The organism is Streptomyces sp. NPDC026672, assembly GCF_040638185.1.
Classification (GTDB): domain Bacteria; phylum Actinomycetota; class Actinomycetes; order Streptomycetales; family Streptomycetaceae; genus Streptomyces.
The window spans coordinates 1-26,972 of the sequence record NZ_JBEZXS010000038.1 but is presented as its reverse complement, the minus strand read 5'-3'; the positions used below and the strand labels follow the sequence as shown (position 1 = coordinate 26,972).

Sequence of the window (26,972 nt, the reverse complement as noted above, 5' to 3'; positions counted from 1 at the left end):
CCCGTGAGGAGAAGACGCGTCGTCCCCCGAGTCCCGGGTGCCGTCCGGGGACACCACCGGCTGATCTGCGCGACCGCGCTCGCGGCGCTGCTGCTACCGCTGCTGCTCGGGCCCGACGATGACGACGAGGTGCCGGCCGGCCTGCGGCTGCAGCACGAGTTCACGGCCGCCGCGAAGGAGTACGAGGTGCCGAGCAGCGTGCTGCTGGGCGTGGCCTACCAGCAGTCCCGCTGGGACTCCCATCCGGGCACCCCGAGCGTCGCCGGCGGCTACGGTCCGATGCACCTGGTGGACGTCCGCCCGGTCCCGGCGCCGTCCCTGCCCCCGCACGGCAGCCCCCGTCCGCTGCCCGGCGGCGCCGCGAGCCCCGCGCAGGCCCCGGAGGCCGGCAAACAGCCGACGGACCTGCACCGGGCGGCCCGGCTGATCGGGGAGCCGGCCGCACGGCTGCGCACCGACGCGGCGGCCAACGTGCGCGGCGGCGCGGCGCTGCTCGCGTCGGCCCAGCGGCAGCTCGGCAAGCCGCTCAGCACGGACCCGGCGGACTGGTGGGACGCGGTGGCGCGGTTCGCGGGCACGGCCGACGCCGCCTCGTCGGCGACGTACGCGGACGACGTGTTCGACGTGATCCGCAAGGGTGCCCGGCGCACCACCGACGCCGGGCAGCAGGTCACCCTCGCCGCGCACCCCGGTGTGCGGCCCCGCGCCACGCGCCCCCGGGACGCGGCCCGGCCCAAGCAGGTCGAGTGCCCGCAGGAGCTGACCTGTTCCTGGCTGAGCGCGCCGTACACCGAGGTCGACGAGGACCGGTACGGCAACTACGACCCGGCGAACCGGCCCGCGGACCAGAAGATCGAGTACATCGTCATCCACGACACCGAGGCGTCGCTGCGGTCCATGCTCCAGACGGTGCAGGATCCCACCGAGGCGTCGTGGCACTACTCGGTGCGCTCCAGCGACGGGCACATCACCCAGCACGTGCGCACCAAGGACGAGGCGTGGCACTCGGGCAGCCAGTTCGTCAACGCCCGCTCCATCGGCATCGAGCACGAGGGCTTCCTCACCCAGCCCGACGCCTGGTACTCGGAGCAGATGTACCGCTCCTCGGCCCGGCTGGTCCGCTTCCTCGCGGAGAAGTACCACGTCCCGCTGGACCGGCAGCACATCTTCGGTCACGACAACGTGCCGTCGCCGACCGCGAGCACCATCCCCGACATGCACGAGGACCCCGGGCCCTTCTGGGACTGGCGGCACTACTTCGACCTGCTGGGCGCACCGCTCAGGGCCACGGCGGGACCGGACAGCCCCGTGCTGATGGTGCTGCCCGACTACCGCACCCACAAGCCGCGCTACATCGGCTGCACGGGGGGCGACGAGCCCTGTCCCCCGCACGGTTCGAGCGCGGTGCGTCTGCACACCGAGCCGGACGACGACGCGCCGCTGATCCAGGACCCGGGCCGGCACCCGGACGGCGCGGACTCCACCGAGGGCGTCAGCGACCTGGGCTCCCGGGTCTCGGCCGGGCAGACCTTCGCGGCGGCCGGGCGCAGCGGGGACTGGACGGCGATCTGGTTCCAGGGCCACAAGGCGTGGTTCAAGAACCCGCAGGACCACCCGACGGCCGTGGGCGCGACCGGGAAGCTGGTGACGCCGAAGGACGGCACGGGCGAGATCCCGGTGTACGGGCGGGCGCTGCCGGAGGACTCCGCGTACCCGGACGGGACGCAGCCGCAGACCGAGTCGCCGCTGCCGTACAGCATCCCGGAGGGGCAGCGGTACGTGACGGGGTCCCGGGTGACGGGGACCTATGTGGACCGCTCGTCCTTCGGCGCGGGGCCGAGCCCGGTGATCAGGGGCGACGAGCAGTACTACGAGATCCAGCTCGGCCACCGGCTGGCCTACGTCCGCGCGGCCGACGTGGACGTGGTGACCCCGCCGGCACCGGCGGCCCCGGAGTCCGGGAACGCGGGCCCGCAGCCGCGGTGAGCGGGTCTTACGGAGTGGTGACACGACGGCCGTGGCTCCCCGCCCCGGGGGGCCGGCGGCCTAGCGTGCGCGGTATGCGCGTACTGGTCACCGGCGGAGCCGGGTTCATCGGGTCGCACGTCGTCGAGACGCTGGCGGCGCACGGGCACGACCCCGTGGTGTACGACGTCCGCACGGAGCCGGGCGCCGACGTCCGTGATCCGTACGCGGTCGCCCGGGCGCTCGCCGGGGCCGACGCCGTCTGCCACCAGGCGGCGATGGTCGGCCTCGGCTCGGGCGTCGCCGACGCTCCCGAGTACGTCTCCCGCAACGACCTCGGTACGGCGGTCCTGCTGGCGGAGATGGCCCGCGCGGGGGTACGGCGGCTGGTGCTGGCCGGGTCGATGGTGGTGTACGGGGAGGGCCGCTACACCTGCGCCCGGCACGGGGCGGTGCGGCCCGCGGCCCGGCCCGAGAAGCGGCTCGCGGCCGGTCTCTTCGAGCCGCAGTGCCCCTCCTGCGGAGCCGAGTTGACCCCAGGGACGGTCCGCGAGGACGCGCCCGCCGACCCGCGCAACGTGTACGCGGCGACCAAGCTCGCGCAGGAGCACCTGGCGGCGGCCTGGGCGCGGACCACCGGGGGGTCCGCGGTGGTGCTGCGCTACCACAACGTGTACGGGCCGCGGATGCCGCGCGACACCCCCTACGCCGGGGTCGCCTCCTTCTTCCGCTCCGCGCTCGCCCGGGGCGAGGCGCCCCGGGTCTTCGAGGACGGGTGCCAGCGCCGGGACTTCGTGCACGTGCGGGACGTCGCCGCGGCCAACCTGGCGGCGCTGGAGGCGGATCCGGCGGAGGGCGCACTCACCGCGTACAACACCGGCAGCGGCGAACCGCACACGGTGGGCGAGATGGCCCGCGCCCTGTCCACGGCGTACGGCGGCCCGGAGCCGGTGGTGACCGGCGAGTACCGGCTCGGCGACGTCCGCCACATCACCGCCGACTCGACGCGGCTGCGCACCGGCCTGGGCTGGAAGCCGGAGGTCGGCTTCGCGGACGGGATGCGGGAGTTCGCGGAGGCCGGGCTCAGGGGGGAGTGAGTCCCGCCGCCGTTCACGGGGCGGTCGGCAGGGTCACCTCGAAGCGGCAGCCGCCGGGGATGTTGCGGACGGTGGCCGTGCCCCGGTGGGCCTCGACGATGCCGCGCACGATGGCGAGGCCGAGGCCCGCACCGGCCGGGGGCGTGCGGGCGTGGGTGCCGCGCCAGCCGGTGTCGAAGACGCGCGGCAGGTCCTCCTCGGGGATGCCGCCGCAGCCGTCGCTCACCGAGAGCACGACGCCCTCGGGCCGGCGCTCGGCGGCGACGGCCACCGTCCCGTCGGCCGGGGTGCGCCGGATCGCGTTGACCAGCAGGTTGCCCAGGACGCGGCTCATCTCCCGGCCGTCCACCTCCACGGGCACCGGTTCGACGCCCTCGCCCACCAGCCGCACCCCGAGCTCGTGGGCGAGCGGGTCGGCCCCCGCGAGGGCGTCGCCGACCAGGTCGTACAGGGACATCCGGGAGGGGGACAGGGCGAGGGAGCCGGCGTGGATGCGGGAGAGCTCGAAGAGGTCGCCGACCATGTCGTTGAGGCGCTCCACCTCGGTGCGGATCTGCCGCAGATAGCGCTCGGGGTCGGCGGCCACCCCGTCCTCCAGGGCCTCCGCCATGGCGCGCAGCCCGGCGAGCGGGGTGCGCAGGTCGTGCGAGATCCAGGCGACCAGTTCGCGCCGGGACGACTCCAGGGCGCGTTCCCGGTCGCGGGACTCGGCGAGCCTGGCGCCGGTGGCCGCCAGTTCCCGGCTGAGCGCGGCGAGTTCGGCGGTGGCCGGGCCGTGGGGCGCGGGGAAGTCGCCGCTGTCGCCGAGGGAGCGGGCGGCGAGTTGGAGCTCGCGGCTGCGGGCGACGACCCAGCGGCCGAGGAGCAGCGCGGTGACCAGCGAGACCACGGTGGCCATGCCGGCCACGGTCGTGACGACCTTCAGGTCGTGCGGGGACAGGAACATCGCCCAGGCGACGGCGAGGGTGCCCGCGAGCATGGCGGTCACGGCGACGGACGCCACCACGGTCAGCGAGGCGGTGAGCGACCGGCGGCGCAGCAGCCACAGCGCGCCGGCGCCGAGCACCCCGGCCGCCACGGCGCCCAGGAACGCGTACAGCGCGATGAGCAGGGTCGGGGTCATGCCTCCTCCTGCGCGGGGGCGGCCTCGAAGCGGTAGCCGACGCCCCACACGGTCTGGATCAGGCGGGGCCGGGCCGGGTCGTCCTCGACCTTGCCGCGCAGCCGGCGCACGTGCACGGTGACCGTGGACAGGTCGCCGAAGTCCCAGCCCCAGACCTCCCGCATCAGGTCCTGCCGGCTGTGGACCCGGCCGGGATGCCGCAGGAAGTAGGCGAGCAGGTCGAACTCGCGGATGGTGAGGGCGAGTTCGCCGCCGTTCTTGAGGGCACGGCGGGCCGCGGGGTCCAGGGTGAGACCGGCCGCGGCGAGCGGGCGCACGTCGGTGCGCGGCAGGGTGCGGCGCAGCACCGACTCGACGCGCAGGACCAGTTCGCGGGGGCTGAACGGCTTGGTGACGTAGTCGTCGGCGCCGACCTCGAGGCCGAGGACGCGGTCGTCCTCGTCGCCGCGGGCGGTGAGCATGATGACCGGCACGGGCCCGTGGTGGCGCAGTCTGCGGCACACCTCCAGGCCGTCCATGCCGGGCAGCATCAGGTCCAGGACGACCAGGTCGGGACGGTGGGCGGCGGCGCGGGCGAGTGCGGCCGGGCCGTCCTCGGCGCGGTCGACGGCGTATCCGGCGCGGTCGAGGTATCCGGCGACGACCTCGGCGACCGTGGGGTCGTCGTCGACGACCAGGACGCGGGCCGCCGGTGCCCGTTCGTCCGCCTGCTGCTCCATACGGCCAGCGTCGCACCCCGCGTGCGGACGTGCCGCACCCGGGACCCGCCGGGAGCGGGACGTCCGTGTTCCGTAAGGAACTCGCGCCGTGCTCGCGCCGTGCTGCGGACGTCCGTTTTCCGTAAGCAGCGTCGGACCGTTATGTCCGTTTCGCACTCGTAGGGTGAGTGCCGTGACGACCTCTCCTCCCCCACCGCCGGACGTCGACCTCGTGCTCCCCTGTCTGAACGAGGCCGCCGCGCTCCCCTGGGTGCTGGCCCGCGTTCCCGCGGGCTGGCGCGCACTCGTCGTGGACAACGGCTCCACCGACGGCTCGGCCGACCTCGCCCGCGCGCTCGGCGCGACCGTGGTGACGGAACCCCGCCGCGGGTTCGGCGCGGCCTGCCACGCGGGACTCACCGCGGCCACCGCCGACGTCGTCTGCTTCTGCGACTGCGACGCCTCCTTCGATCCCGCGCACCTCGTCCCCTTCGTGCGCGAGGTGCGCGCCGGCGCCGCCGACCTGGTGCTCGGCCGGCGGCGGCCGCAGCGCCGGGGCAGCTGGCCGGCGCACGCCCGCGCGGGCAATCTCGCGCTCACCCGGATACTGCGTCGCCGCACGGGGCTGCGCCTGCACGACCTCGGCCCGCTGCGCGCCGCCCGCCGCGAACCGCTGCTCGGCCTCGCCCTGACCGACCGGCGCAGCGGCTACCCCCTCCAGATGGTGGTGCGCGCCGCCGACGCCGGGTGGCGGGTCGCCGAGCACGACGTGCCGTACCTGCCGCGCGCGGGGGCGTCCAAGGTGACCGGGACCTGGCGGGGCACCTGGCAGGCGGTGCGGGACATGAGCCGGATCCTCGCCGAGGCGCCCGGGGCGGGGGCCGGTCCGCGGTGACCACGCTGCTCGTCATCGCCAAGGAGCCGCTTCCCGGTCGGGTCAAGACCCGGCTCACCCCGCCGTTCTCCCCGGCCGAGGCGGCGGCCCTCGCGCGGGCGGCGCTCGCCGACACCCTGCGCGCGGTCGCCGCGGCGCCGGCCCGCCGCCGGGTCCTGGTGCTCGACGGCCGGCCGGGCCCCTGGGTGCCGGCCGGCTTCGACGTCGTGCCGCAGTGCGCGGGGGGTCTGGACGAACGGCTGGCCGCCGCGTTCGCCGGGTGTGCGGGGCCCGCCCTGCTGGTCGGCATGGACACCCCGCAGCTCACGCCCGAGCTGCTGAGCGTGGACTTCGCGGACTGCGAGGCGTACTTCGGACCGGCCGAGGACGGCGGCTTCTGGGCCCTCGGCCTCGCCGATCCCGACCCCGGTCTGCTGCGGGGCGTCCCGATGTCGGCACCGCGCACCGGAGAGCTCCAGCGCCGTCGCCTGACCGAAGCGGGCCTGCGCGTCCACGACCTGCCGCCCCTGCGGGACGTCGACACGGCGGCCGACGCGGAGGCGGTCGCCGCCGCGTCCCCGCACACCGCCTTCGCCCGGGAACTGTCCCGACTCCGGGACCAAGAAGGGGGACACGCATGAGCACGACACACCGAGCGACGACCAACACGCGGGAACCGGCGGGCGGCTCCCCGAGGGACCCGGCCGCGAACACCCCGACGCCGACGGTCGCCGGCCCCCGGAACCCCACCCCCGGCACCCCGACACCGACAAAGCCCCCGCACCCCGACCGGACAACCACCCCCGCGTCGACGAACCACACCCCACGGAAACCCACCCCGGGCACACGCACACCGACGGTCACCCCGCCCCGGAGCCCGACCCCGGACACCCCGACGAACCCGCGCGCCGCACCCACCCCCGGGGCGCTCACCCCGGCACCGGCCGGCAGCGCCCCGCGGGAATCCGCCGCGGGCGCAAGAGAGCCCGAGGGCGCCGTGGCCACCGGGCCGGTGGAGGGCGTCCGGACTCTGGTGGGGACCGCTCGGGGCGGGCGGGCTCCTCAGGAGGGCGTGGGTGCGGAGGTGGGTGGGCGGGCGTGGGCCGGTGATCCCTATGCCGACGCGCTGCGGGCCGGGCGGGGGCCGTTGTTCCTGGCCCGGGGGGACGGGTGGCTGCTGCCGCTGGACGTCGAGCGGTGGTGCGGGGTCGCCGACGGGGTGGACCTCGACGTGCTGCGGAGGTGCGAGGGCGCGGTGCTCGACGTGGGGTGCGGTCCGGGGCGGCTGGTGGCCGAGCTCGCCGCCCGGGGCCGTACCGCGCTCGGGATCGACGTCAGCGAGGCCGCCGTCGCGCACACCGCGCGCCGGCTCGGCTCCCCGTCCCCCGGGGGCGAGGGCCCGGTGCTGCGCCGCTCCGTGTTCGAGCGGCTGCCCGCCGAGGGCCGCTGGGGCACCGCCCTCCTCCTCGACGGCAACCTCGGCATCGGCGGCGACCCCCGCGCCCTCCTCGACCGGCTGGCCCGGCTCCTCGTCCCCGGTGGTCTGCTGATCGCCGAGACGGTCCCCCTGGACGTCGACGAACGCCTGAGCGTCCGGATCGTCCGGGCCGACGGCTCCCGGGAGGACACCGGCGCCGCCTTCCCCTGGGCCCGCCTCGGCACCCGCGCGCTGCTGCGGTGCGCCCGCCCCCGGGGCTGGCGCACCGCAGGTCAGTGGACGGCCGGCGGCCGCTGCTTCGTCGCCCTGCGCAGCCGCAGCCCCAGGAGCAGCGCCGAACCGCCGAAGAGGATCGCGGTGATCAGCAGCCAGCGGCCGAGGAACACGTCCACCGACAGCCCGGTGGCCGACCGGTAGCGGTCGGCCACCCTCCCGCTGATCAGTGGGAACCACACGAGCAGCAGCAGCCCGGACAGCACGGCGGGCACCCGCACGTACGGCGTCCAGGCCCGCCGCCCGACCGCGCCGAGCCCCCGTGTCACCGCCCGGTCGGCGCCCGCGTACAGCGGCAGCAGCACCAGGTCGTGCAGGAGGGCCGCGCCCACGAACCAGAGGACGACCCCGAACCAGTCTCCGGCGAGCAGTCGGACGCCCACGTACCCCGCGAGCGCGAACGAGCAGGCGAGCAGCAGGAGTTGCAGAGGACTGCCGAGGGGCAGGCGGGGCAGGCGGCGCATCACAGGTCTCCGAACGTCATCCTGGCCACCCACTTGGTGTTGTGCACCCCGGGCGCCGCGGGCACCATGATCCGCGCCGGGTGGCCGTGGTCGGGGGTCAGCTCCTCGCCGTTGACGTACAGGGCGAGCAGCGAGCGCGCGTCCGCCACCTGGTTGGCGCGCAGGGCGGCCCGGCGGAAGGCGCCGTGCCGCTGGAGGGACTCGACGAGCACGTCCGGCGGATCCTGGTCGTACCCGACGAGCGCGGCCAGGTCGCGCAGCCGCACGCCCCGCCACCACTGGTCGTCGGTGGACCAGCCCTCCACGCAGGCGATGGGCAGCGCGGAGCTGTACAGGGGCATCCGCAGCAGCTCGGCGCGGCTGAGCCGGACGGTTCCGGTGCGGCCGGTGACGACCAGCCGCCACGCGTCGTCGGCGGTCTCGGCCGGGTCGATGCCCGCGTAGGCGGCCGTCTTGTTGATCTGGAAGCCGCCCGGTCCCGAGCCGGGGTCGGCCCCGCCGTGCGGTGCGAGCAGGGCGGTCCTGCGCAGCGCGCCGCCGAGGCTCTGTCCGACGGTGGTCAGGAACAGCAGCAGCGAGGCGCCCCCGACCAGCCGCAGCGCGCCGCGCCGCGAGGTGGTGGGCGCGTCGGGCCGGGGAGCGGTGAGGTCGTCGCGCTCCTGCCGTGACCCGCGCAGCGTGCGGACGGCGGTGGGCAGTTTGAGGACGGTGTGGGCGGCGAAGGCGGTGACGAACACCCAGGCGCCGTAGAAGTGCAGGGGGTAGAACGAGCCGGGGAAGACGTAGTCGAGCTGGACGTTGAGGATCCCGGTCACGAACTGGAAGAGCGCGCCCCCGACGAGCAGCAGCAGGGAGATCCGCTCCAGCGCGTGGGCGAGGGAGCGCGCCGGGGGCAGCGCGAACAGCTTCGGCACCACCGACCAGAGCTTGGCCAGCAGCACCGGGACCAGGGTGATGCCGAGGGTGACGTGGACGCCCTGGGTGAGCCGGTACAGCCAGTGCGGCCCGGTCGGCCACGCGAACAGGTAGAAGCCGAGCAGACCCTTGTCCGGGGTCGTGTCGTTCACCGGGGACAGGTCCGGGTTGTAGGCGGCGTACGACAGCAGCCCGGTCACGAACAGCACCGTGATCCCGCCGAGCAGTACGACGCCGAGCACGGAGGTGAGCCAGGTGCCGCGCAGGGGGCTGCGCCAGAAGCCGGGGGAGGAGGGGAGGCGTGGGTCGTCGCGCATGCCCCGACCGTAGGACGGCCGGGGGCCCGGAAAGGGGCCGTGAGCGATGACGAAACGCTGACGTCGGCGTCGTGGTGGACCCTGCGTGCCGCCGTGCGGCCTAGCGTTCCGGTGTGAACCGCGCCCCTCTCCGCGACCTGTCCGCGACCACCGCCGCTGCCCTCCTCGTCGTGGCGGCCGTCCTGGTCGGCCGGCACCTCCAGGACACCCGGCACACCCTGTTCGTCGGCTGGCCCCCGCTGTTCGCCGACTGGCATCCGCACCTCGGACCGGGCACCCCGGCCGCCGTGCTCGTCGCGGCCGGGGTGGTGGCGTACGGCCCCGCGCTCGCCGCCCGGCTGCCCTGGCGGGTCCTGCTGGTGTGCGTGTGGGGCACCGCCATGGCCTGGACGTGGTCGCTCGCGCTGGTCGACGGCTGGCGCCGGGGCGTGGCGGGCCGGCTCACCACCCCCAATGAGTACCTCACGGTCGTCGACCGCTTCTCCGACGTCCCGGCCACCCTGCGGGACTTCGGCCGGCACATCCTGATCCAGTCGCCCGACCACTGGCCCGCGCACATCGCCGGTCATCCCCCGGCGGCGACGCTGACCTTCGTCGGCCTGGACCGGATCGGTCTCGGCGGCGGTGGCTGGGCCGGGGCCTGGTGCGTCACCACCGGCGCGAGCGCGGGCGTGGCGGTGCTGGTGGCGCTGCGGGCCCTGACCGCCGAGCGGCTCGCCCGGCGGGCCGCGCCGTTCCTGGCCCTCGCACCGGCGGCCGTGTGGGTGGGCGCCTCGGCCGACGGCTGGTTCGCGGCGGTCGCGGCCTGGGCGGTCGCGCTGCTCGCGCTCGCGGTGACCGGCCGCTCCCGCTGGTGGGCGGCGGGGGCGGGCCTGCTGTTCGGCCTGACCTGCTATCTGTCGTACGGCCTCACGCTGATGGCCCTCGTCGGGGCGGCGGTGCTGCTCCTGGGCCGTGGCCGGCTCGGCGCGCTCCCGTTCCTGCTCGCCGGCACGGCCGTCGTACCGGCCCTGTTCACCTGGGCCGGCTTCGACTGGTGGGAGGCGTACCGGCTGCTCGAAGTGCGCTACTACCAGGGGGTGGGCGGCATCCGTCCTTACGCCTACTGGGTGTGGGCCGACCTGGCCTGCCTGGTGTTCGTGACGGGGGCGGCGACTGCGGCCGGGGTGGGGCGGGTGGTGCGGGAGTGGCGGGCGGTGCCGGGGCGGCGGCCGGCCGGGTGGCCGCCCCGGGTCCGGCTCGCGCTGCTGGTGTCCGCCGCCCTGCTCGCCGTTCTCGCCGCGGACCTGTCCGGGCTGAGCAAGGCGGAGACCGAGCGGATCTGGCTGCCGTTCGCGATGTGGCTGCTGCCCGCCTGTGCGCTGCTGCCCCGGCCGCGCGCCTGGCTTACCGCCCAGGCCGTGCTCGCCCTCCTCGTCAACCACCTGCTGCTGACGGGCTGGTGAGGAGCGCCCCGGCCGCGGCGGCCGGGGTCACAGCAGCTCGCGTTCCAGGTCGTCCAGGGCTCGGCGGGCCGCCGCCACCCGCTCGCGCAGCGGCTCCCGGTCGGGTGCGCGGTCCCGCTGGCGGTCGGGCTCCCGGTCCGGCGCGCGCGGCGCGGGCACCTCGGCCTGCTCCAGCTGGCGGGCCTCCTCCAGGGAGGTCAGGACGACGCCGATGAGGACGTTGACCAGGACGAAGGAGGCGATCAGCACGTAGGAGGCGTAGTAGGCGAGGCTCCAGCGGGAGACCTCCAGTCCGGCGTGGACGGCGTCGCCGATGCCGTCCAGGGTCATCAGCAGGAAGAGGGTGAGCACGGCGCGGCCCACGGAGCCGTAGTGCTCGGGGTCGTGCTGGGCGAAGAAGACCCAGCCGACCATGGCGTACACGTACAGCAGCAGCGCGCCCACGAGCAGGAAGCTGAGGGTGCCGGGCAGGCTGCGGGCGACGGCGACCAGCACGATGCGCAGCTGCGGCAGGAAGCGGGCGGTGCGCAGCACCCGGGCGAGCCGCAGCAGTCTGAGGACGGTGGTGTTCTCCCGGACGACCGGCAGGAAGGCGCAGGCCACGACGGCCAGGTCGAAGACGTTCCAGGGGTCGCGCCAGAACTCCCGGGGCCGGTCGGCGTGGGCGCCGAGCCGGACGAGGATCTCGGCGGTGAAGACGGCGAGGCAGAGGTGCTCGGCGAGACGTAACCAGCGCTGCCAGTCGGAGACCAGTCCGCTGTAGGTCTCCACGCCGAGCAGGGCGGCGTTGGCGAGGATCACGCCGAAGACGGTGAGGGCGAACCACCGGGCCTCGGTGAGGTTCTGGCAGTACCGGGCGAGTTGCTCCCGCGCGGCCGGGGGCGCGGCATCGACGCCCTGTCGGTGCTGGTCGGACATCCTGCCGCTGCTGCTCCTTCACCCGGGCACGACACTTCTACGGAACTGTAGATCGTCCGGGTGGCCGGGAGACGTCGGTCGCGGTCGCGGGTGACGGGCATCACGGCCCACAAAACTTGCGCAACCTCTAAACTTTTGGTGTGGACTCCAGTGACGTGACGGGCTGGGAGACCGCCGTGCTCGACGGCGGTCCGGCCCACGGGCTGCGGATGAAGGTCTCCGACCGGCCGCGCGTGATCCAGGTGACGTACCCCTGCCAGGTGGAGGCCGCGCCGCCCGGCGGCGTGCGCGCGGAGGCGGTGTTCATCTACCGCAGGGACTTCCAGGTGAAGACCGAGCCACTGCGCTACGGCTTCGACGTCGCCAGCCCATGACAGCCGCCCGGCGTCCGCCACACCCCCCGCTCCCGGGGGTCAGTCCCGCCTCGTCCCCGTTACGCACTGTTGCCGCATTGCGCAACTGTACAACCAAGGAACGAGGCAGGCCGTCCCCTCCGTAGGAGCGGGCGGGGCGGAGAGGACGCGGGCATGACGACCACCAGGAACCACGGGACCCCCTCGCGACGCAGAGGCGGACCCTGGCGGACCGTGCTCCTCGTCGCACTCGCCCTGGTGGTCCTCGGCACGGGCGGGCTCGGCTGGATCTATCTGAAGCTCAGCGGCGGCATCAACACCTTCGACGGCGACGGCCTGTCCAAGAACCGCCCCGACGCCGCCGCTTCCAAGGGCGAGAACGTCCTGGTCATCGGCTCGGACGCGCGCAACGACGGCAACAGCGCGCTCGGCGGCGGCAGCAAGGACGACATCGGCCGCTCCGACACCGCGTTCCTGCTGCACGTCTACGCCGACCACAGGCACGCCCTCGCCGTCTCCATACCCCGCGACACCCTGGTCACCATCCCGCCCTGCAAGCTCCCGGACGGCTCCTGGACGGCGACCCGGCAGCAGACCATGTTCAACGAGGCGTTCTCCACGGGGCAGACCGAGAAGGGCAACCCGGCCTGCACGCAGAACACGGTGGAGCGGCTGACCGGGCTGCGCGTGGACCACACCGTGGTCGTGGACTTCAAGGGCTTCGCGGCGCTGACCTCGGTCGTCGGCGGGGTCGAGGTGTGCCTGCCCAATGACGTGTACGAGAACGACCTGAACCCCAAGCGCCCCACTCGCGGCGCCCTGATCTTCAAGAAGGGCGAGCAGCGGGTCTCCGGAGAGCGCGCCCTCGACTACGTCCGCATCCGGCACGGCATCGGCGACGGCTCGGACATAGGGCGCATCAAGCGCCAGCAGGCGTTCGTCTCCAGCCTGTTGAAGAAGATCAAGAGCGACGGGCTCACTCCCACCAGGCTGCTGCCGCTGGCCACCGCCGCGACCAGGTCGATGACGGTCGACCCCGGCCTCGGCAGCGCGGACCGGCTGATCTCCTTCGCGACGTCCCTCAAGGACGTCGACCTGCACAACACCAAGTTCGTGACGGTCCCCTGGCGTTACCAGGGCTCGCGCGTCGCCGTCGTCGAGCCGGACGCCTCCGACCTGTGGGCGGCGCTCAAGGCCGACCGCACCATCGACGGCGAGGACGCCAGCGGCAGGAAGGCGGCACAGGTGTCCGCGCCCGCCTCGCCCGCTCCGGCCGCCGGCGTCTCCGGCGCGGGCATCGACGTCGCCGTGTACAACGGCACCACCACCGGCGGGCTCGCCTCGCGGGCCGCCGCGCTGCTCACCCGGCACGGCTTCACCGTCACCGGCACCGCGAACGCGCTCAGCGCCGGGCACACCACCACGGTCGTCGAGTACGGCGCCGGGCAGGAGGAGCGGGCGCGGACCGTCGCCCGGCTCTTCCCCGGCGCGGGGCTCCAGGCGATCGGCGGGCAGGGCCTCAAGGTGGTCGTCGGCGCCGACTTCGTGAACGGCGCCTCCCCGACGCCGACGGCCGTGCCCAGCACGGTCGCCGACGGCGCCCGCTCGGCCGACGACGACCTGTGCTCGAACCTGACGTACGGCTCGGGCGGCTGACGGGCCGGTGGTTCAGGCGGAGGCGGGCACTAGGCACCGGATCCGTGCAGCCGCCGTGCGGGTACGGTCGGCTGCGCGGCGCGCGCGGCGAGTTGACCGACCATCAGCCGGACGACGGTGACGACGTCCGGGTCGTCGACGTAGTAGATCTGCCGGCGTCCCTCGCGGCGGGAGCGGACGAGGCCGGCGAGCTTGAGCTTCGAGAGGTGCTGGCTGACGGCGGGCAGCGCGCCGCCCACGCGGTCGGCGAGGTGGGTGACGTCGCTCTCGCCCTCGGACAGGGCCCACATGATGTGCAGCCGGGCCGTCGACGCGAGCAGCCCGAAGGCCTCGGCGGCCTCCGCCAGCACCTCGGCGGAGGGGTCCTGCCCTCCTCCGGTCCGCGCCACAGCCCTCTCCCGTCCACCCACACCACCGCCCTGCCCGGGCGCCGACCCAGTGTAGGTGCCGGGGCGGGGGAGAACGGCGAACGGGAACGCCTTCGGCTCACGGCGGGCCGACGCTTCCTCGGCCCCGCGGCGGAAGAGGGCACCCCTCCGTCCCGCGCGGACGCGGCGGTCACTCCTCGTCGTCGGTGGAGACCGCCCGGGTGCGGCCCGGTTCCGGCAACTCACCCAGCTTGGCGCGCAGATGGAGGACGTCGCCGATGAACAGGTCGTACACGAGCACCCCGATGACACCGCCGATCAGCGGGCCGACGATGGGGATCCAGAAGTAGCCGCTGAAGGCCCCCGGCACGCTGCCGGGGAACGCCAGGTCCTTCCAGCCCGCGACCCAGGTCAGCAGGCGGGGCCCGAAGTCACGGGCCGGGTTGATGGCGTATCCCGCGTTCGCCCCGTAGGACATGCCGATCGCAGCGACCGCGAAGCCCACGACCAGGGGGCCGAGGTTCGCCTTCACCGCCGTGTTGCGCAGGTCGATGACGGCGACGATCAGCATGACCAGGAAGGCGGTGCCGACGATCTGGTCGATCAGCGGGCCCCAGATGCCGCCGTGGAAGTACGGCGCGGGGAACGTGGCGAAGATCGAGAACGAGGCGAGGGTGTGTCCGCCGCTCTTCGGCCCCTTCATGGCGGCGTCGAAGGTGTTGATCGCGTCGTGGTAGACGAGGTACACGAGCGCGGCCCCGGCGAAGGCGCCGACGATCTGCGACGCCCAGTAGGGCACGACCTTGGCCCAGGAGAACTTGCGGCGCACGGCGAACGCCAGGGTCACCGCGGGGTTCAGATGCGCGCCGCTGACGCCGCCGGCGACGTACACGCCGAAGACGACCGCCATGGCCCAGCCCCAGGTGATCAACAGCCAGTCGCCCGCGCCGAGGAAGAACGTGGTGGGTCCCGACGTACGGCCCGAACCGGGCAGCGCCGCGACCGCCATGGCCACGACGCCGCATCCGAAGGAGATGAGCACGAACGTCCCGAGGAACTCCGCCAGACACTCGCCCAGCAGGCCACCGCGGCGACGCAGCCGCGAGGGCTTGATCAGGGGAGGGATTTCCACTGCCATCTCGACCCCCTTGAGGGTGCATTCCGGTCAATTACGACCATGGTGGCGCACAAACCGGGTTCGGACCCTGTCGAGGAACCGATTCCTTCGACGCCCCGGACCCACCCGATCACACTCCGCGCATGCCGATCACGGGGCGGCGCGCGTCAGTCCAGGTCGTCCGCGTAGTGGCGGAAGCCGTGGCGGGTGTGGTGGAGGTCCCAGAGGGCGTCGGCGAGTACGGCCGGGTCCTTGCGGGCGTGGCCGGGGACGATCGCGCCGGGGACGACGAGCTGGGCGACGTGGATGCCCTCGGGGGCGAGGGCCTCGTGCAGCAGATGGCCGTACGCGCTCTCGGCGGCGAACGCGATCGACGTGCCCGCGCGGTCGGCGTGCGGGACGGCGGCGGTGCCGCCGTTGACGAACAGGATCGTGCCGCGGCCCAGCTCACGCATGCCGGGCAGCACGCGCTGCACGGCGGCGACGGGACCGTAGACCGAGAACTCGACCGGTCCGAGCAGGTCCCGGTGGGTGGTCTCCAGGACCGGGCGCATGAAGTCGGGGTGCGGCAGCGGGCTGTACTGGAGGACCTCGACGGTGCCGAGCGCCTCCGCCGCCGCGTCCAGGGCCGCCGCCAGCGCGTCGGGGTCGCGCACGTCGGCGGTGAACCCGCGGGCGGTGACGCTCTCGGTGCCCAGCTCGGCGGCCTGCGCGTCGAGCCGGGCGCGGTCCCGGGCGACGAGCGCCACGGCGTACCCCTCCCGGGCGAAGCGGCGCGCGACGGCGGTCCCGAGGCCGGGCCCGGCCCCGACGATGGCGATGCTGGTCATGCGGAGTCCCGTCGTTCCGGAGGTCGTTGACTGGGTACGGCGGGTACCGACGGTACGTCTCCCACCGCACCCCGTCGACCGCGGATCGCCGGCGGCGCGCCCCGGCCATGCGTCCCGCCGAGAGCGGTCATAGCGACCGCCTATGGCCCCGACCAGCGCGTTCATCACGCCGGACGGGAGTTCGGGCGCCTCACGGCGGTGCTTATGGCACCTCTCGGATCCGCCTGTGGCCGGACCGGAATCGCGGCCGTCCGCCACGCCTTGGGGACTCCCGTCGGTGCGACGGCGTGCGTCCGCCGCCCGGCGTTCTCCTCCGAACGACTACGACATGAAGGACGGCCCACATGGGTTCTGTTGATCTGACCGGACGGGTGGCCCTGGTGACCGGGGCGACCAGTGGCATCGGTGCCGCGACCGCGCGACTGCTCGCCGAGCGGGGCGCGCACGTGCTCGTCGCGGGCCGCGACGCCGAACGCGGCGAGGCGGTGGTCTCCGCGGTGCGGGCGAACGGCGGCAAGGCGGACTTCGTCGCCGCCGACCTGCGGGACGCGTCGGCCGTGCGGCGGCTGGCCCGGGACGCGGCCGGGCTGGGCGGCGGGCGGGTGGACATCCTCGTCAACAACGCGGGGGTCTTCCCGTTCGGACCGACCGAGCAGGCGTCGGCGGGCGACGTCGACGCGGTGTACGACCTGAACGTCAAGGCGCCGTTCCACCTGGTGGCGGAGCTGGCGCCGGGCATGGCGGAGCGGGGGCACGGGGCGATCGTGAACGTCAGCACGATGGTCGCCTCCTACGGTGTGGCCGGCATGGCGCTCTACGCGTCGAGCAAGGCGGCGCTGGAGACCCTCACCAGAGCGTGGACCGCCGAGTACGGTCCGCGGGGCGTACGCGTCAACACGGTCGCGCCCGGACCGACGCGGACCGAGGGCACGGCGGCGATGGGCGACGGCCTCGACGGTCTGGCCGCCCAGGCCCCGGCCGGCCGCCCGGCGTCCCCCGAGGAGATCGCCGAGACGATCGCCTTCCTCGCGAGCGACACGTCGAGCTTCGTCCAGGGAGCCCTCCTGGCAGTGGACGGAGGCCGCACCGCGGTCTGACCGGGGCCGCGGGAACCACCCGGGGGCCCGGCGTCAGCCAGGGCCCGGCGTCAGCCAGGGGCCCGGCGTCAGCCAGGGGCCCGGCGTCAGCCAGGGGCCCGGCAACGGCCAGGGGCTGCCAGAGCCGCCGGGTGATCCCGGCGCCGACCGGCATTCCCGGCGCCGACCGGCATTCCCGGCGCCGCCCGGGGCCCCGGCCAGGGCTGTCGTCACGGTGTCGGGGGCGGCTCATGGCGGGAGCGTGCGGGGGGGCGGCGCCGCGAGCGACCGCCCCCCCTCGTCGCTGTCCGCCGGCCCCGGTCCCCGTCGGCTTCGCCTCAGCGTGTTGTCGTCCGGTCCAGGGTCGCGATGAGGTGACCGACGTCCCGGCGGGTGGAGTCGGCCGGCCAGGTGGCCCAGGTGCGGCGGATCAGGGGGTGGCCGACCAAGGGGGACCAGGTGACGTGCTCGGGCAGGGGGTGCTGCCAGCCGGGCGGCGCCAGGGTGAACGCCCGCCCCGCTCCGACCGCCGCCAGCTTCACGTCCGCGATCAGCGCCTGCCCCTCCGGAGCCCGCGGCCCCAGATCGAGCCCGTGTCCCCGCAGGACCGCCGTCAGCTCGTCGAACCACGCCGGGCTGCCCGCGCGCGGGAACCCCACCCACTGCAACCCGGCGAGCGCCTCCAACGGGATGCCGTCCGGCCCGGCGAGTTCCTCGGCGTGCTCCGTGGCCAGCAGGACCCCGAGCCGCTCCCGTACGACGAGCAGCGCGTCGAACTCCGGGCCGGCCGGCCGCTCCCGCAGGAATCCGACGTCCAGCTCGCCGGCCCGCAGCGCGGCCACCTGCTCCGCCGTGGACAGGTGCCGGGCCCGGACCCGGGTGTCCGGATACGCCTCGGCCAACTCCGCCAGCGCCGGGTCCAGCAGACCGGGCGGCAGCTCCAGTGGAATCCCGATGCGCAGCGCCCCGCCGCCGGGACCGGTGTAGCGGGCCATCGCGCGCAGCGCCTGCTCGTGCCGGGCCAGCACCGCGCGGGCTTCACCGAGCAGCGCGGTCCCCGCCTCGGTGGCCCGCGCCCCCGTGCTGCCGCGCACCAGCAGCCTGACCCCCAACTGCCGTTCCAGCCCGCCGACCGTCTGGGACAGGGCCGGCTGGCTCACGTGCAGACGCCGCGCGGCCGCCGAAAGCCCGCCCTCCTCGACCACCGCGACGAACGCCCTCAGCTCTCTCAGCTCCATGCCCCCCATGCCACCACGCCCGGGAGGACGGGTCGCACGGGGGCGGCGGGGCCGAGCGGGGCCGAGCGGGTCAGACGGTCCTGGGCTCCGGTTCGTACACCGCCAGGGCCCAGATGATGAAGACGTCGATGGCGATGATGACGATGGCCCAGACGGGGGCGTAGGGCAGGAAGAGGAACTGGAGGACCAGGCTCAGCGCGGCCAGGGCGATGCCGACGGCCCGTGCCCACTCCATGCGGCGGAGGATGCCGACGCCGGTGATGACGGCGACGACGCCGAGGATCAGCAGGATCCAGCCCCAGCCGGTGAGGTTGATCTTGTAGACGTAGCCGCCGATGCGTGCCCAGACGTCGTCGGCGGCGATCGCGGAGATGCCCTGGAGGATGGCGAGGATGCCGTGCACCAGCATCAGGACGCCCGCGAAGACGAGTCCGCCCGTGACCCAGCCGCTGTTCACCGGGTGCGTCGAATGCGCCTGCTGTGCCATGCCGTACCTCCACGTGTGGTGTGACCTCCCCCTGTCGTCCTGTTGCCTACGACTTGCCTACGACGATCGGGCCGGCGCGCCCCGCCCACCACGGGGGTTACTCCGAACGGGTGATCGAGGTGCGGGCGCGGGGGCGGGGCCCTTGACTGGACCGGAAGGGGGCCGCGCGTCCACGGAGGTGAGGGAATGACGACGACCAGGACGGCAACGGCGACGGGACTCGTGCTCACGGCGGCCGTGTCCCTGGCGGCGCTGACGGCGTGCTCGGACACGAACGGTGAGCCTCCGTCGTCCGCCGCGAGCAAGGCGTCGTCGGCGGCGGCCTCGCTGGCGTCGGAGGCGTCGGGCGCGTTCGCGTCGGCGACGGCGGAGGCCGGGCGGCGGCTCGCCGAGGTGAAGGACGGCGTCGACGCGCGGGACGAGGTACGGCTGTCCGCGCCGTCCGCCGCCCCGGACGGCCGCACCACGGTCGGGGTGACCGCCCGCAACACGGCCGGCTCCGCCAAGTCCTTCGCGGTGCAGGTCACTTACAAGGACCAGCATGGCAAGCCGGTCGACGCGGTGGTGGTCACCCTCAAGGACGTCCCCGCGGGCGCCACTTCGACGGCGACGGCCCGCAGCACCCACACCCTCCCGGCCCGTACGACGACCACGGTGACGACAGCGCTGCGTTACTGACCGCGTCGCTCCGTTTTTTTACCAACGCCAAAGACGAGGGGCGGGGGGCCGGTTCGTACGAGTCGGCAACTGGCGTTGGTCGCAGGAGGCGTGGTGCGGGTTTCTCGGAATGCCATGAGTGCGCTCTTTGTGGGCGGGGCGCTCGTGTTGACGCTCTCGGCGCTCGTCTACCCGAGCATGCTGGGTGTGAGCACGGTGTCGAGTTCGCCGAGTCGGGTCATCGCCCAGACGCAGTGGGGGCCGTTGACCGAGGGGGACCGGGACTTCGTGGTGAAGGTGCGGGCCGCCGGGCTGTGGGAGTACCCCGTCGGGCAACTGGCCCTGAAGAAGGGCACCAGCAAGGCCGTGATCACCGCCGGCCAGCACCTGATCTCCGGTCACGCCGGTCTCGACGCGAGCTGCCGCAAGATCGCGCCCGAGCTGAACATCACCATCCCGAACCAGCCCAGCCCCCAGCAGCAGGGCTTCGTGAACACGCTGACCGCGGACAGCGGCAAGAAGTTCGACACCGACTTCGCCAACATCCTGCGCGTGACGCACGGCCAGATCTTCAACACGGTCGCGAAGATCCGCTCGACCACCAAGAACACGCTGGTGCGGGCGCTCGCCGACCAGGCCAACGTCACCGTGCTCGACCACATCACGGTCATGGAGAAGACGGGGCTGGTCGACTTCGACCAGGTGCTGTTCCAGGAGACCACTCCGCCGAAGCTCCCCGCCTCGGACATGACCCCGCCCCCGCCGCCCCCGGGCCAGCCCCAGGTGGTCCTCACCCCACCCGCCCCCGGCTCCTCGGCCGCCCCCAGCCCCACCCCCACGATCGGCTGACCACCCCACGAACCGACTACGGGCCGCCCCGCCCACCCCGGGACCCCGGTCACACCCCGTGGCCGAGCGAGCGACCCCGGACCGACCACGGACCGCTCCAGGCCGCCCCCGGGCCCGGTCGCACCCCGTGGCCGCCCCCATGGCCGCCCGAACGCCCCGCACACCCGGCTGCACGCGCCGCCGATCACACCCCCACAGCCGACCGAACGCCCCGCGCAGTCGGCTACGCACGCCGCCCCAGCCCCGCTCTTCAGCCGACCGAGCGACCCACCCCCCGGACCACACGCGTCCCGGTCACACCCCACGGCCGCCCGAACGCCCCGCACACCCGGCTGCACGCGCCGCCCCAAGCCCCCCAGCCCCCCCCCGCCCCCGTCGGCCCGACAGGCCCCCGGGCCCCTACACCCCTCCCCCCAGCCACACCGTCGTGTCCGGTGGCAGTGTCCCCCGCTCGTCCAGGTCTCCGCTGGTCAGCAGGACCTCGCCCGGGGGGAGCGGTACCGGGTCGGGTGACAGGTTGGTCGTGCAGCGCCAGGCGTCCGAGCGGGTGAACGTCAGGACGCCGGGTGGTCCGCCGGGCGTCCAGGTCAGTGCCTCCCCGGCCGGCACCAGCTTGCGCCGCAGCCGCAGTGCCGCCCGGTAGAGCTCCAGGGTCGACCCGGCCACCCCCGCCTGCGCCTCGACCGCGTACGCCGCGAACGACGCCGGCTGCGGCAGCCACCCCGGCCCGGACCCGAAGCCGTACGACGGCCCGCTCCGCGTCCACGGCAGCGGCACCCGGCAGCCGTCGCGCCCCTTGCGCCGGTGGTCGGTCTGCTCCCAGACCGGGTCCTGGAGCACGCTCACGGGCAGGTCCGCGACCTCGGGCAGCCCCAGTTCCTCGCCCTGGTAGACGTACGCCGCCCCCGGCAGCGCGAGCATCAGCAGCGTCGCCGCCCGAGCCCGCCGCAGCCCGGCCGCCGCGTCCACGGCCGGAGCCCCGCCCCCGGACAGCAGCCAGGCGTTCTCGTCGGTGCCGGGCGGCAGCGCGAGCCGCGACGCGTGCCGCACGACGTCGTGGTTGGACAGCACCCAGGTCGCCGAGGCGCCCGCCGCCCGCGCCGTCGCCAGCGACTCGGTGATCACGCCCCGCAGCTCGTCCGCGTCCCAACCCGACTGGAGGTACTCGAAGTTGAACGCCTGCCCCAGTTCGTCCGGGCGGGCGTACAGCGCGCGTCTCGCCGCCGGCACCCACGCCTCCGCGACCGCCGTGCGCGGCGGGGTGTACGCGTCGAGGATCTTCCGCCAGTCCCGGTAGATCTCGTGGACCTCGTCGCGGTCCCAGTACGGGTGGCTGCCGGGCGGCACCCGCAGCAGCGACTCCTCTCCCGTCGCCCCGATGTCCCCCACGTCCCGCAGCGGTTCGGTGAGGTCCTTGGCGAGGGCGTGGGCGACGTCGACGCGGAAGCCGTCCACGCCCCGGTCGCACCAGAAGCGCAGCGTGGTGCGGAAGTCGGCGCGGACCTCCTCGTCGTCCCAGTTGAGGTCGGGCTGTTCGGGCGCGAACAGGTGCAGGTACCAGTCGCCGTCGGGCAGCCGCTGCCAGGCGCTGCCGCCGAACACCGACTCCCAGTCGGTGGGCGGGAGTTCACCCCCGGGTCCGCGCCCGGACCGGAAGACGTAGCGGTCGCGGGCCGGGGAGCCGGGCGGCGCGCACAGCGCCTCCTCGAACCAGGGGTGCAGATGCGAGGTGTGGTTGGGGACGATGTCGACGACGACCTTCAGCCCGAGCCGGTGCGCCTCGGCGACCAGCGCGTCGAAGTCGTCCAGGGTGCCGAGCCGCGGGTCGACGCCGCGGTAGTCGGCCACGTCGTAGCCGCCGTCGGCCAGTTCCGACGGGTAGAACGGGCTCAGCCACAGCGCGTCGACGCCCAGCGCGGCGAGGTGCCCCAGCCGCTCGGTGACGCCCTTGAGGTCGCCGAGTCCGTCACCGTCGGCGTCGGCGAAACTGCGCGGATACACCTGGTAGATGACGGCCTGCCGCCACCAGTCGGGGTTCCTGGAGGAGAGGTCGGTCACGCGGGCTCCCTTCGGGGGTGGACAGGGTGAACTCTGTCCACATTGCCGGGATCACGAACCTTCCTCCCGACCGGAGCGGATCATTCCCTGTGTGATGAAGTTGTGACGAACCAGGAAGTGCCCTTGTGTCACGGCAGGTTGACAGCCTTCGCCGGAGCGAACCACCATGAGGGCACGCCGGGGCGCGTGTGACCAATGCGCCCGGTGTCTCTTCTGCTTCGTTACGCCTTCATGGCTTCCGGGACCACGGACCCTCGCGCGTCCGTCCTCCCGGGTTCTGAGATGGGGATTCAGATGTCCATAGCGAGACGTGCCTCCGCGAGCCGCCTGCTGGGGACGGGCGCCGCGACGCTCGCCCTGTGCGCCGCCACCGTCGCCGCCGCGTCCGGCGCCTGGGCCCACGGCGGGTCCCACGGGGGGTCCCACGGAGCGGCCGGCGGCCACGGCTGGAAGTCCGGCGGCTCCTACAAGCCCGGCACCGGCGCCGGGACCGAGACCGGGACCGACCGCTGCGAGTTCTCCCTCGACGGCACCCGCTTCTTCGATTCCGTCCGGGTCGACGACCAGGCCCTCAAGCCCACCGCGGACGGCAAGGTGCACGTCAGCGTGCGCGCCGCCGGTGACGCCGCCTCCTGCACCGCCTCCCTCGCCTCGTACCGCGCCCACGGCGCCACCTTCGCCACCTCCGGCGAGCAGGTCTTCGTCGACTTCGACACGGCGACCGTGAAGCCGGGCGCGACCGACACCCTCGACATCGCCGTGCCGGACGCGGGCTGCTTCGCGCAGATCGACCTGTACCGCGGTGCCGTGAAGTTCGACGGCCGACTGGACACCAAGGACGGCTTCGAGCACGGTCAGCTGCCCAAGGGCCCGGACCGCCCGGTCATCAAGGACAAGCTGATCGCGGCCTGGAACGGCGGCACGAAGGAGTGCACGAGCACCGAGTCGCAGCCGCCGGCCAGCCCGAGCACGCCCGCCACGCCGACCGAGTCCGCCCCGGAGTCCGGCACGCCGTCGACCCCGGCCGAGGAGACGACCCCGCCGGCCGGCGAGTCGACCCCGCCCGCCTCCGGCACGCCGACGGCCGACACCCCGGCGCCGAGCGCGTCCGGCTCGTCGACCGCCCCGGCGCCCGCGCCGAACGGCGGTGGCGGCGACCTGGCGGAGACCGGTGCCAACAGCAACACGGGCCTGATCGCCGGGGGCGCCGCGGTGCTCCTCGTCGGCGGCGGCGCCCTGGTGTTCCTCACCAAGCGCAAGCGCGCGTCCCAGCAGGGCTGATCCCGCGCGGGCGGGCGGCCGGACCCCACGAGGGGGCACCGGCCGCCCGCCCCGTTCGTTCCGCTCCGCACCCTCTGTGATCTTCCCTACCCGTCCCCCGTCGGGCTGGGCGGGAACGGCCCGTGCCGCCTACGGTGGACGGGCCGTGGTGCTCGGGAAGTCGATGGAAGGTCGACGCGGCCCTCGCCACTGTGATCGGGGAGTTCCCGTCCCGTCCGGCAGCAGCCGGGCCACTGGTCCAACGACCGGGAAGGCAGGGACGGCGAAGGCACCACCCCGTAAGCCAGGAGACCGGCCACGGCAGCTCACGAAGTGATCCACGAGGTGCTGGAGCGTGAACCCGATGACCGACGCTGCCGTTTTCCGCTGGCGACGCGAGGACACCGTGCGGGCCGCGGGGCTGCTGGCGGTGATAGCCGCCCTGCACGTCGCCGCCTTCGGGGTCCTCTTCCTCCTGGTCGCCCCCGGGCACTACGAGATCGGCTCCCGGGCGTTCGGGGTCGGCCTCGGCGTCACCGCCTACACGCTGGGCATGCGGCACGCGTTCGACGCCGACCACATCGCCGCGATCGACAACACCACCCGCAAGCTGATGGCCGACGGCAAGCGGCCGGTGTCGGTGGGGTTCTGGTTCGCGCTGGGGCACTCCAGCGTGGTGGTCGTGATGGCCGCGCTGGTGGCGGGCGGCGCGCGGCTCGCGGGCACGCTGATGAACGACGGCTCGCGCACCCACCGGACGCTGGGTCTGGTCGGCACGACCGTCTCCGGGTCGTTCCTCTATCTGATCGCCGCGCTCAACCTGGTGGCCCTGGCGGGCATCCTGCGGGTCTTCCGGGCGATGCGGGCCGGCACCTACGACGAGCGGGCCCTCGAACGGCACCTGGACTCGCGGGGGTTCATGAACCGGGTGCTCGGCCGGCTGACCCGGTCGATCAGCCGGCCCGGTCAGATGTACCCGCTGGGCTTCCTGTTCGGGCTCGGCTTCGACACGGCGACCGAGGTCACGCTGATGGTGATGGCCGGGTCGGGCGCGGCGGCCGGCCTGCCCTGGTACGCGGTGCTGTGCCTGCCGCTGCTGTTCGCCGCCGGGATGAGCCTGTTCGACACGCTGGACGGCACGTTCATGAACTTCGCCTACCAGTGGGCGTTCTCCCACCCGGTGCGCAAGGTGTTCTACAACCTCACGATCACCGGGCTGTCCATCGCGGTGGCGTTCTTCATCGGCACGATCGAGCTGGTCGGCGTGGTGCACGACAAGCTCGGTCTGCGCGACGGGATCACCGACCGGATCGCCGGCCTCGACCTCGACAACGTCGGGTACGTCGTCGTCGCCCTGTTCGTCCTCGTGTGGGCGGCGGCGCTGACGTACTGGAAGGTGGCGAAGGTGGAGCAGCGCTGGGCGGTACCGGCGGGGGAGTAGCGCCCGCCGCCGGTTTCTAGGGAGCCACCGTGTCCAGGTAGAGCCGGACGTAGCGGTCCACGTCGACGTCCAGGGCGACGTCCACGAGGGGCTGTGCGCGGACGCCGTCGTGGATCTCGGACTCGCCGGGGCGCGGGCGGCGGTCCACGACGGTCTGGCCGCGGGTCGGGCCGGGGGCCAGGGACACCTCGACGGGCAGCGGCAGGGTGGTGAGGCCCGCCGGGTCGGCGACCGCGCACACGGCGCCCGCGTCGCCGAGGCCGCCCGCCGGGTCGGCGCCGTCGTCGTAGGGGGAGGCGGGGCGGTGGGCCAGCAGGTCGCCGGCGAGGCGGGCGCCGGGCTCCTCGCTCGCCCGCAGCCGCCGCACCCGGGCGCCCGGCACGACGACCCGGGTGAACACGTCGAGGCCGTACATCGTGATCGGCACGCCCGCGGTGAGCAGGACCGCGGCGGCCTCGGGGTCGTGCCAGACGTTGAACTCGGCGACGGGGGTGGCGTTGCCGCCGGCCACCGCGCCGCCCATGAACACGATCCGCTCGATGTTGCGGGTGACCTCGGGGTGGGTGCGCAGCAGCAGGGCGATGTTGGTGAGCGGGGCGGTCGGGACGAGGGTGACCGGGCGCGGGGAGGCGAGGATCTCGCGGCGCAGCAGGCTCACCGCGTCCAGGTCGACCGGGGTGCGGGTGGGCGCGGGCAGGCCGAGGTCGCCCATGCCGTCCGCGCCGTGCACGTGCCGGGCCGACCGGACGGGCTCGATCAGCGGCCGTTCGGCGCCCCGGGCGACGGGCACGTCCCCGGCGCCGGCCGTCTCCAGCACGGTCAGGGTGTTGCGGACCACGCCGTCCACGTCGGTGTTCCCGGCGACACAGGTGACCGCGCGCAGGTCGATCCCCGGGTGCCGTACGGCGAACAGCAGGGCGAGGGCGTCGTCGACACCGGTGTCGCAGTCGATGATCACGGGAATCCGCGCACTCCTGCCGTCGCTCACTCCGGTGCTCCTTCCACTCCACGGACACGGAACGGGACCGCCCGGCCCCGGAACCCCGACCCTATGCGCCGGTGGGGCGGTTCCCGCTCACCCGTACGGCCCGTCGCGATGGTCGGCGGGGTGCGGTCGTGGTGGCGTGGGAGCTGTCCGGTCGTCGTGCTGTGGTGCCGTGCGGGAGGTTCGTCATGTTCTCGTCCTCGGGTCGCCTCCTGACGGGTGTCGTCGCCCTCGGCGCGCTCCTGGTCGCCGGGTTCTCCGGGTGGCTGGACCGGGAGCCTGCGCCGGGGGCCCGGAAGGCGGCCAGGTCCCCCGCCTCCTCGCCGAGTTCCCCCGGTGCCGAGCCCGGTCTCACCGCCGACCAGGCGCGCTCCGCGCTGATCGGGGACGCCGACCTCGGGGGGTCGTGGACGCCGACCGAGGGCGCCGCGACCTGGCGGGACGGGCTCCTCAAGTCGGCCGCGGCCACGCCGGCCTGCCAGCGCCTGATGGACGTGCTCTACGCCGACGACCTCCTCGGCGACGCCTCGCCGCCGCCCGCCGTGGTCGCCCTCGACGACGGCGAGGACCAGGCGCAACTGCGCTACCAGGTGGCGAGCCGGACCCCGGCGGACGTGGACCGCACGCTGGCCTGGCTGCGGACGCTGCCGCAGGAGTGCGCCGGGTTCACGACGGCCACCGTCGCCGCCGGGCCGCAGAGCGTGCAGGTGGCCCCGGCCGAGTTGCCGCCGCTCGGGGACGACCGCCAGGGACTGCGGGTCACGGTGACCGGGCAGACCCCGGACGAGAACGGCGAGCCCGTGGTCCTCACGCTGGACGTCGCCCTGGTCCGCGTGGGCGACGACGCGATCACCGTCACCACCGGCTCGTTGGGCGCCGACACCGCGGACACCACGGCGCAGGCCCTCCAGCAGGGCACCCAACGCCTCACCCAGATCCGCCAACAGGGCCACCTCCAGGCCTGACCCGCCCCCCGGGGGGGTGCCTCTATGTCTTTCGTCAAGCGAGGCGTGGGGTTCTGGGTTCGTAGAAGGTGCCGTCGCGGAGCATCGCGAACAGCACGTTGATCC

Annotated in this window: 25 protein-coding genes and 1 riboswitch; of the genes, 14 read left to right on the top strand and 11 right to left on the bottom strand. The window is 74.3% G+C overall.

Going from position 1 to position 26,972, the window contains the following annotated elements:
* Positions 1-3: 3 nt before the first annotated feature.
* Together AB0F77_RS33070 and AB0F77_RS33065 are read left to right on the top strand one after the other, a co-directional pair.
* Positions 4-1,986 carry a peptidoglycan recognition family protein gene (locus tag AB0F77_RS33070; protein WP_361955376.1) on the top strand — a complete coding sequence of 661 codons (1,983 nt, stop codon included), beginning with the start codon at positions 4-6 and terminating at the stop codon, positions 1,984-1,986.
* 74 nt (positions 1,987-2,060) lie between these two features.
* Positions 2,061-3,062, top strand: a complete 1,002-nt coding sequence (locus AB0F77_RS33065) for an NAD-dependent epimerase/dehydratase family protein (RefSeq protein WP_361955375.1) — start codon at positions 2,061-2,063, stop codon at positions 3,060-3,062.
* Between the two features lie 13 nt (positions 3,063-3,075).
* On the opposite strand, the gene AB0F77_RS33060 is transcribed toward AB0F77_RS33065, so the two are convergent.
* Complete coding sequence (locus AB0F77_RS33060; protein WP_361955374.1) at positions 3,076-4,185, bottom strand: HAMP domain-containing sensor histidine kinase; 1,110 nt, start codon at positions 4,183-4,185, stop codon at positions 3,076-3,078.
* Complete coding sequence (locus AB0F77_RS33055) at positions 4,182-4,904, bottom strand: response regulator transcription factor (protein WP_361955373.1); 723 nt, start codon at positions 4,902-4,904, stop codon at positions 4,182-4,184. The genes AB0F77_RS33060 and AB0F77_RS33055 overlap by 4 nt, the downstream gene beginning before the upstream one ends.
* Before the next feature lie 163 nt (positions 4,905-5,067).
* On the opposite strand from AB0F77_RS33055, the gene AB0F77_RS33050 reads away from it, so the two are divergent.
* From AB0F77_RS33050 to AB0F77_RS33040, 3 genes are all read left to right on the top strand, one after another.
* Complete coding sequence (locus AB0F77_RS33050; protein ID WP_361955372.1) at positions 5,068-5,778, top strand: glycosyltransferase family 2 protein; 711 nt, start codon at positions 5,068-5,070, stop codon at positions 5,776-5,778.
* Complete coding sequence (locus AB0F77_RS33045) at positions 5,775-6,398, top strand: DUF2064 domain-containing protein (protein ID WP_361955371.1); 624 nt, start codon at positions 5,775-5,777, stop codon at positions 6,396-6,398. The genes AB0F77_RS33050 and AB0F77_RS33045 overlap by 4 nt, the downstream gene beginning before the upstream one ends.
* A 431-nt stretch (positions 6,399-6,829) precedes the next feature.
* Positions 6,830-7,612, top strand: coding sequence for a class I SAM-dependent methyltransferase (locus tag AB0F77_RS33040; RefSeq protein ID WP_361955370.1), 783 nt, complete (start codon positions 6,830-6,832; stop codon positions 7,610-7,612).
* Between the two features lie 319 nt (positions 7,613-7,931).
* On the opposite strand, the gene AB0F77_RS33035 is transcribed toward AB0F77_RS33040, so the two are convergent.
* Positions 7,932-9,164 (bottom strand): molybdopterin-dependent oxidoreductase, encoded by a 1,233-nt coding sequence (locus AB0F77_RS33035; RefSeq protein WP_361955369.1) that lies wholly within the window; start codon positions 9,162-9,164, stop codon positions 7,932-7,934.
* A gap of 113 nt (positions 9,165-9,277) precedes the next feature.
* On the opposite strand from AB0F77_RS33035, the gene AB0F77_RS33030 reads away from it, so the two are divergent.
* Positions 9,278-10,609, top strand: coding sequence for a hypothetical protein (locus AB0F77_RS33030; protein ID WP_361955368.1), 1,332 nt, complete (start codon positions 9,278-9,280; stop codon positions 10,607-10,609).
* Positions 10,610-10,636: 27 nt separating this feature from the next.
* Here AB0F77_RS33030 and AB0F77_RS33025 read toward each other — a convergent pair whose 3' ends face one another.
* The gene (locus AB0F77_RS33025) at positions 10,637-11,527 is read right to left on the bottom strand and encodes an ion transporter (RefSeq protein WP_361955367.1); all 891 of its coding nucleotides are present in this window, start codon (positions 11,525-11,527) and stop codon (positions 10,637-10,639) included.
* Between the two features lie 140 nt (positions 11,528-11,667).
* On the opposite strand from AB0F77_RS33025, the gene AB0F77_RS33020 reads away from it, so the two are divergent.
* Complete coding sequence (locus AB0F77_RS33020) at positions 11,668-11,901, top strand: hypothetical protein (protein ID WP_361955366.1); 234 nt, start codon at positions 11,668-11,670, stop codon at positions 11,899-11,901.
* Positions 11,902-12,054: 153 nt separating this feature from the next.
* Positions 12,055-13,536, top strand: coding sequence for an LCP family protein (locus AB0F77_RS33015; RefSeq protein ID WP_361955365.1), 1,482 nt, complete (start codon positions 12,055-12,057; stop codon positions 13,534-13,536).
* A 29-nt stretch (positions 13,537-13,565) separates the two neighbouring features.
* On the opposite strand, the gene AB0F77_RS33010 is transcribed toward AB0F77_RS33015, so the two are convergent.
* The 3 genes from AB0F77_RS33010 to AB0F77_RS33000 form a co-directional block, all read right to left on the bottom strand.
* Positions 13,566-13,925 (bottom strand): metalloregulator ArsR/SmtB family transcription factor, encoded by a 360-nt coding sequence (locus AB0F77_RS33010; protein WP_361955364.1) that lies wholly within the window; start codon positions 13,923-13,925, stop codon positions 13,566-13,568.
* A 169-nt stretch (positions 13,926-14,094) separates the two neighbouring features.
* Entirely contained in the window at positions 14,095-15,042 is a 948-nt protein-coding gene (locus AB0F77_RS33005) for an MIP/aquaporin family protein (RefSeq protein WP_361955363.1), read from the bottom strand.
* Positions 15,043-15,188: 146 nt separating this feature from the next.
* Complete coding sequence (locus AB0F77_RS33000) at positions 15,189-15,851, bottom strand: SDR family NAD(P)-dependent oxidoreductase (protein WP_361955362.1); 663 nt, start codon at positions 15,849-15,851, stop codon at positions 15,189-15,191.
* A 344-nt stretch (positions 15,852-16,195) separates the two neighbouring features.
* Here AB0F77_RS33000 and AB0F77_RS32995 point away from each other — a divergent pair, with 344 nt between their 5' ends.
* Entirely contained in the window at positions 16,196-16,948 is a 753-nt protein-coding gene (locus AB0F77_RS32995) for an SDR family oxidoreductase (protein WP_361955361.1), read from the top strand.
* A gap of 317 nt (positions 16,949-17,265) precedes the next feature.
* Here AB0F77_RS32995 and AB0F77_RS32990 read toward each other — a convergent pair whose 3' ends face one another.
* Together AB0F77_RS32990 and AB0F77_RS32985 are read right to left on the bottom strand one after the other, a co-directional pair.
* A complete protein-coding gene (locus tag AB0F77_RS32990) occupies positions 17,266-18,165 on the bottom strand; it encodes a LysR substrate-binding domain-containing protein (protein WP_361955360.1) in 900 nt (299 codons plus the stop codon).
* 70 nt (positions 18,166-18,235) lie between these two features.
* Positions 18,236-18,652, bottom strand: coding sequence for a hypothetical protein (locus tag AB0F77_RS32985; protein ID WP_361955359.1), 417 nt, complete (start codon positions 18,650-18,652; stop codon positions 18,236-18,238).
* 186 nt (positions 18,653-18,838) lie between these two features.
* Here AB0F77_RS32985 and AB0F77_RS32980 point away from each other — a divergent pair, with 186 nt between their 5' ends.
* Positions 18,839-19,330, top strand: coding sequence for a hypothetical protein (locus AB0F77_RS32980; RefSeq protein ID WP_361955358.1), 492 nt, complete (start codon positions 18,839-18,841; stop codon positions 19,328-19,330).
* Positions 19,331-19,459: 129 nt separating this feature from the next.
* Positions 19,460-20,158 carry a DUF4142 domain-containing protein gene (locus tag AB0F77_RS32975; RefSeq protein WP_361955431.1) on the top strand — a complete coding sequence of 233 codons (699 nt, stop codon included), beginning with the start codon at positions 19,460-19,462 and terminating at the stop codon, positions 20,156-20,158.
* Positions 20,159-20,557: 399 nt separating this feature from the next.
* Here the strand turns inward: AB0F77_RS32975 and AB0F77_RS32970 are convergent, their stop codons facing one another.
* Positions 20,558-22,216, bottom strand: a complete 1,659-nt coding sequence (locus AB0F77_RS32970; RefSeq protein ID WP_361955357.1) for a glycoside hydrolase family 13 protein — start codon at positions 22,214-22,216, stop codon at positions 20,558-20,560.
* 294 nt (positions 22,217-22,510) lie between these two features.
* On the opposite strand from AB0F77_RS32970, the gene AB0F77_RS32965 reads away from it, so the two are divergent.
* Both AB0F77_RS32965 and AB0F77_RS32960 read left to right on the top strand, forming a co-directional pair.
* Positions 22,511-23,497, top strand: a complete 987-nt coding sequence (locus AB0F77_RS32965) for an LAETG motif-containing sortase-dependent surface protein (RefSeq protein WP_361955356.1) — start codon at positions 22,511-22,513, stop codon at positions 23,495-23,497.
* A 129-nt stretch (positions 23,498-23,626) separates the two neighbouring features.
* Positions 23,627-23,812: riboswitch (cobalamin riboswitch) on the top strand.
* Positions 23,813-23,840: 28 nt separating this feature from the next.
* Positions 23,841-24,917: a HoxN/HupN/NixA family nickel/cobalt transporter gene (locus AB0F77_RS32960; RefSeq protein ID WP_361955355.1), complete on the top strand. Its 1,077-nt coding sequence runs from the start codon at positions 23,841-23,843 to the stop codon at positions 24,915-24,917.
* A 16-nt stretch (positions 24,918-24,933) separates the two neighbouring features.
* On the opposite strand, the gene AB0F77_RS32955 is transcribed toward AB0F77_RS32960, so the two are convergent.
* Positions 24,934-25,905, bottom strand: coding sequence for a nucleoside hydrolase (locus AB0F77_RS32955; RefSeq protein WP_361955354.1), 972 nt, complete (start codon positions 25,903-25,905; stop codon positions 24,934-24,936).
* A gap of 185 nt (positions 25,906-26,090) precedes the next feature.
* Between AB0F77_RS32955 and AB0F77_RS32950 the strand changes: the two genes are divergently transcribed.
* Positions 26,091-26,867 carry a hypothetical protein gene (locus AB0F77_RS32950; protein ID WP_358079747.1) on the top strand — a complete coding sequence of 259 codons (777 nt, stop codon included), beginning with the start codon at positions 26,091-26,093 and terminating at the stop codon, positions 26,865-26,867.
* The last annotated feature ends 105 nt before the right edge of the window (positions 26,868-26,972 follow it).

Excerpts from the sequence above, each read along its gene's own strand:
- AB0F77_RS33065 (WP_361955375.1), top strand. The coding sequence starts at position 2,061 with ATGCGCGTACTGGTCACCGGCGGAGCCGGGTTCATCGGGTCGCACGTC.
- AB0F77_RS33060 (WP_361955374.1), bottom strand. The coding sequence starts at position 4,185 with ATGACCCCGACCCTGCTCATCGCGCTGTACGCGTTCCTGGGCGCCGTG.
- AB0F77_RS33055 (WP_361955373.1), bottom strand. The coding sequence starts at position 4,904 with ATGGAGCAGCAGGCGGACGAACGGGCACCGGCGGCCCGCGTCCTGGTC.
- AB0F77_RS33035 (WP_361955369.1), bottom strand. The coding sequence starts at position 9,164 with ATGCGCGACGACCCACGCCTCCCCTCCTCCCCCGGCTTCTGGCGCAGC.
- AB0F77_RS33025 (WP_361955367.1), bottom strand. The coding sequence starts at position 11,527 with ATGTCCGACCAGCACCGACAGGGCGTCGATGCCGCGCCCCCGGCCGCG.
- AB0F77_RS33015 (WP_361955365.1), top strand. The coding sequence starts at position 12,055 with ATGACGACCACCAGGAACCACGGGACCCCCTCGCGACGCAGAGGCGGA.
- AB0F77_RS33005 (WP_361955363.1), bottom strand. The coding sequence starts at position 15,042 with ATGGCAGTGGAAATCCCTCCCCTGATCAAGCCCTCGCGGCTGCGTCGC.
- AB0F77_RS33000 (WP_361955362.1), bottom strand. The coding sequence starts at position 15,851 with ATGACCAGCATCGCCATCGTCGGGGCCGGGCCCGGCCTCGGGACCGCC.
- AB0F77_RS32995 (WP_361955361.1), top strand. The coding sequence starts at position 16,196 with ATGGGTTCTGTTGATCTGACCGGACGGGTGGCCCTGGTGACCGGGGCG.
- AB0F77_RS32990 (WP_361955360.1), bottom strand. The coding sequence starts at position 18,165 with ATGGAGCTGAGAGAGCTGAGGGCGTTCGTCGCGGTGGTCGAGGAGGGC.
- AB0F77_RS32985 (WP_361955359.1), bottom strand. The coding sequence starts at position 18,652 with ATGGCACAGCAGGCGCATTCGACGCACCCGGTGAACAGCGGCTGGGTC.
- AB0F77_RS32980 (WP_361955358.1), top strand. The coding sequence starts at position 18,839 with ATGACGACGACCAGGACGGCAACGGCGACGGGACTCGTGCTCACGGCG.
- AB0F77_RS32965 (WP_361955356.1), top strand. The coding sequence starts at position 22,511 with ATGTCCATAGCGAGACGTGCCTCCGCGAGCCGCCTGCTGGGGACGGGC.
- AB0F77_RS32960 (WP_361955355.1), top strand. The coding sequence starts at position 23,841 with ATGACCGACGCTGCCGTTTTCCGCTGGCGACGCGAGGACACCGTGCGG.
- AB0F77_RS32950 (WP_358079747.1), top strand. The coding sequence starts at position 26,091 with ATGTTCTCGTCCTCGGGTCGCCTCCTGACGGGTGTCGTCGCCCTCGGC.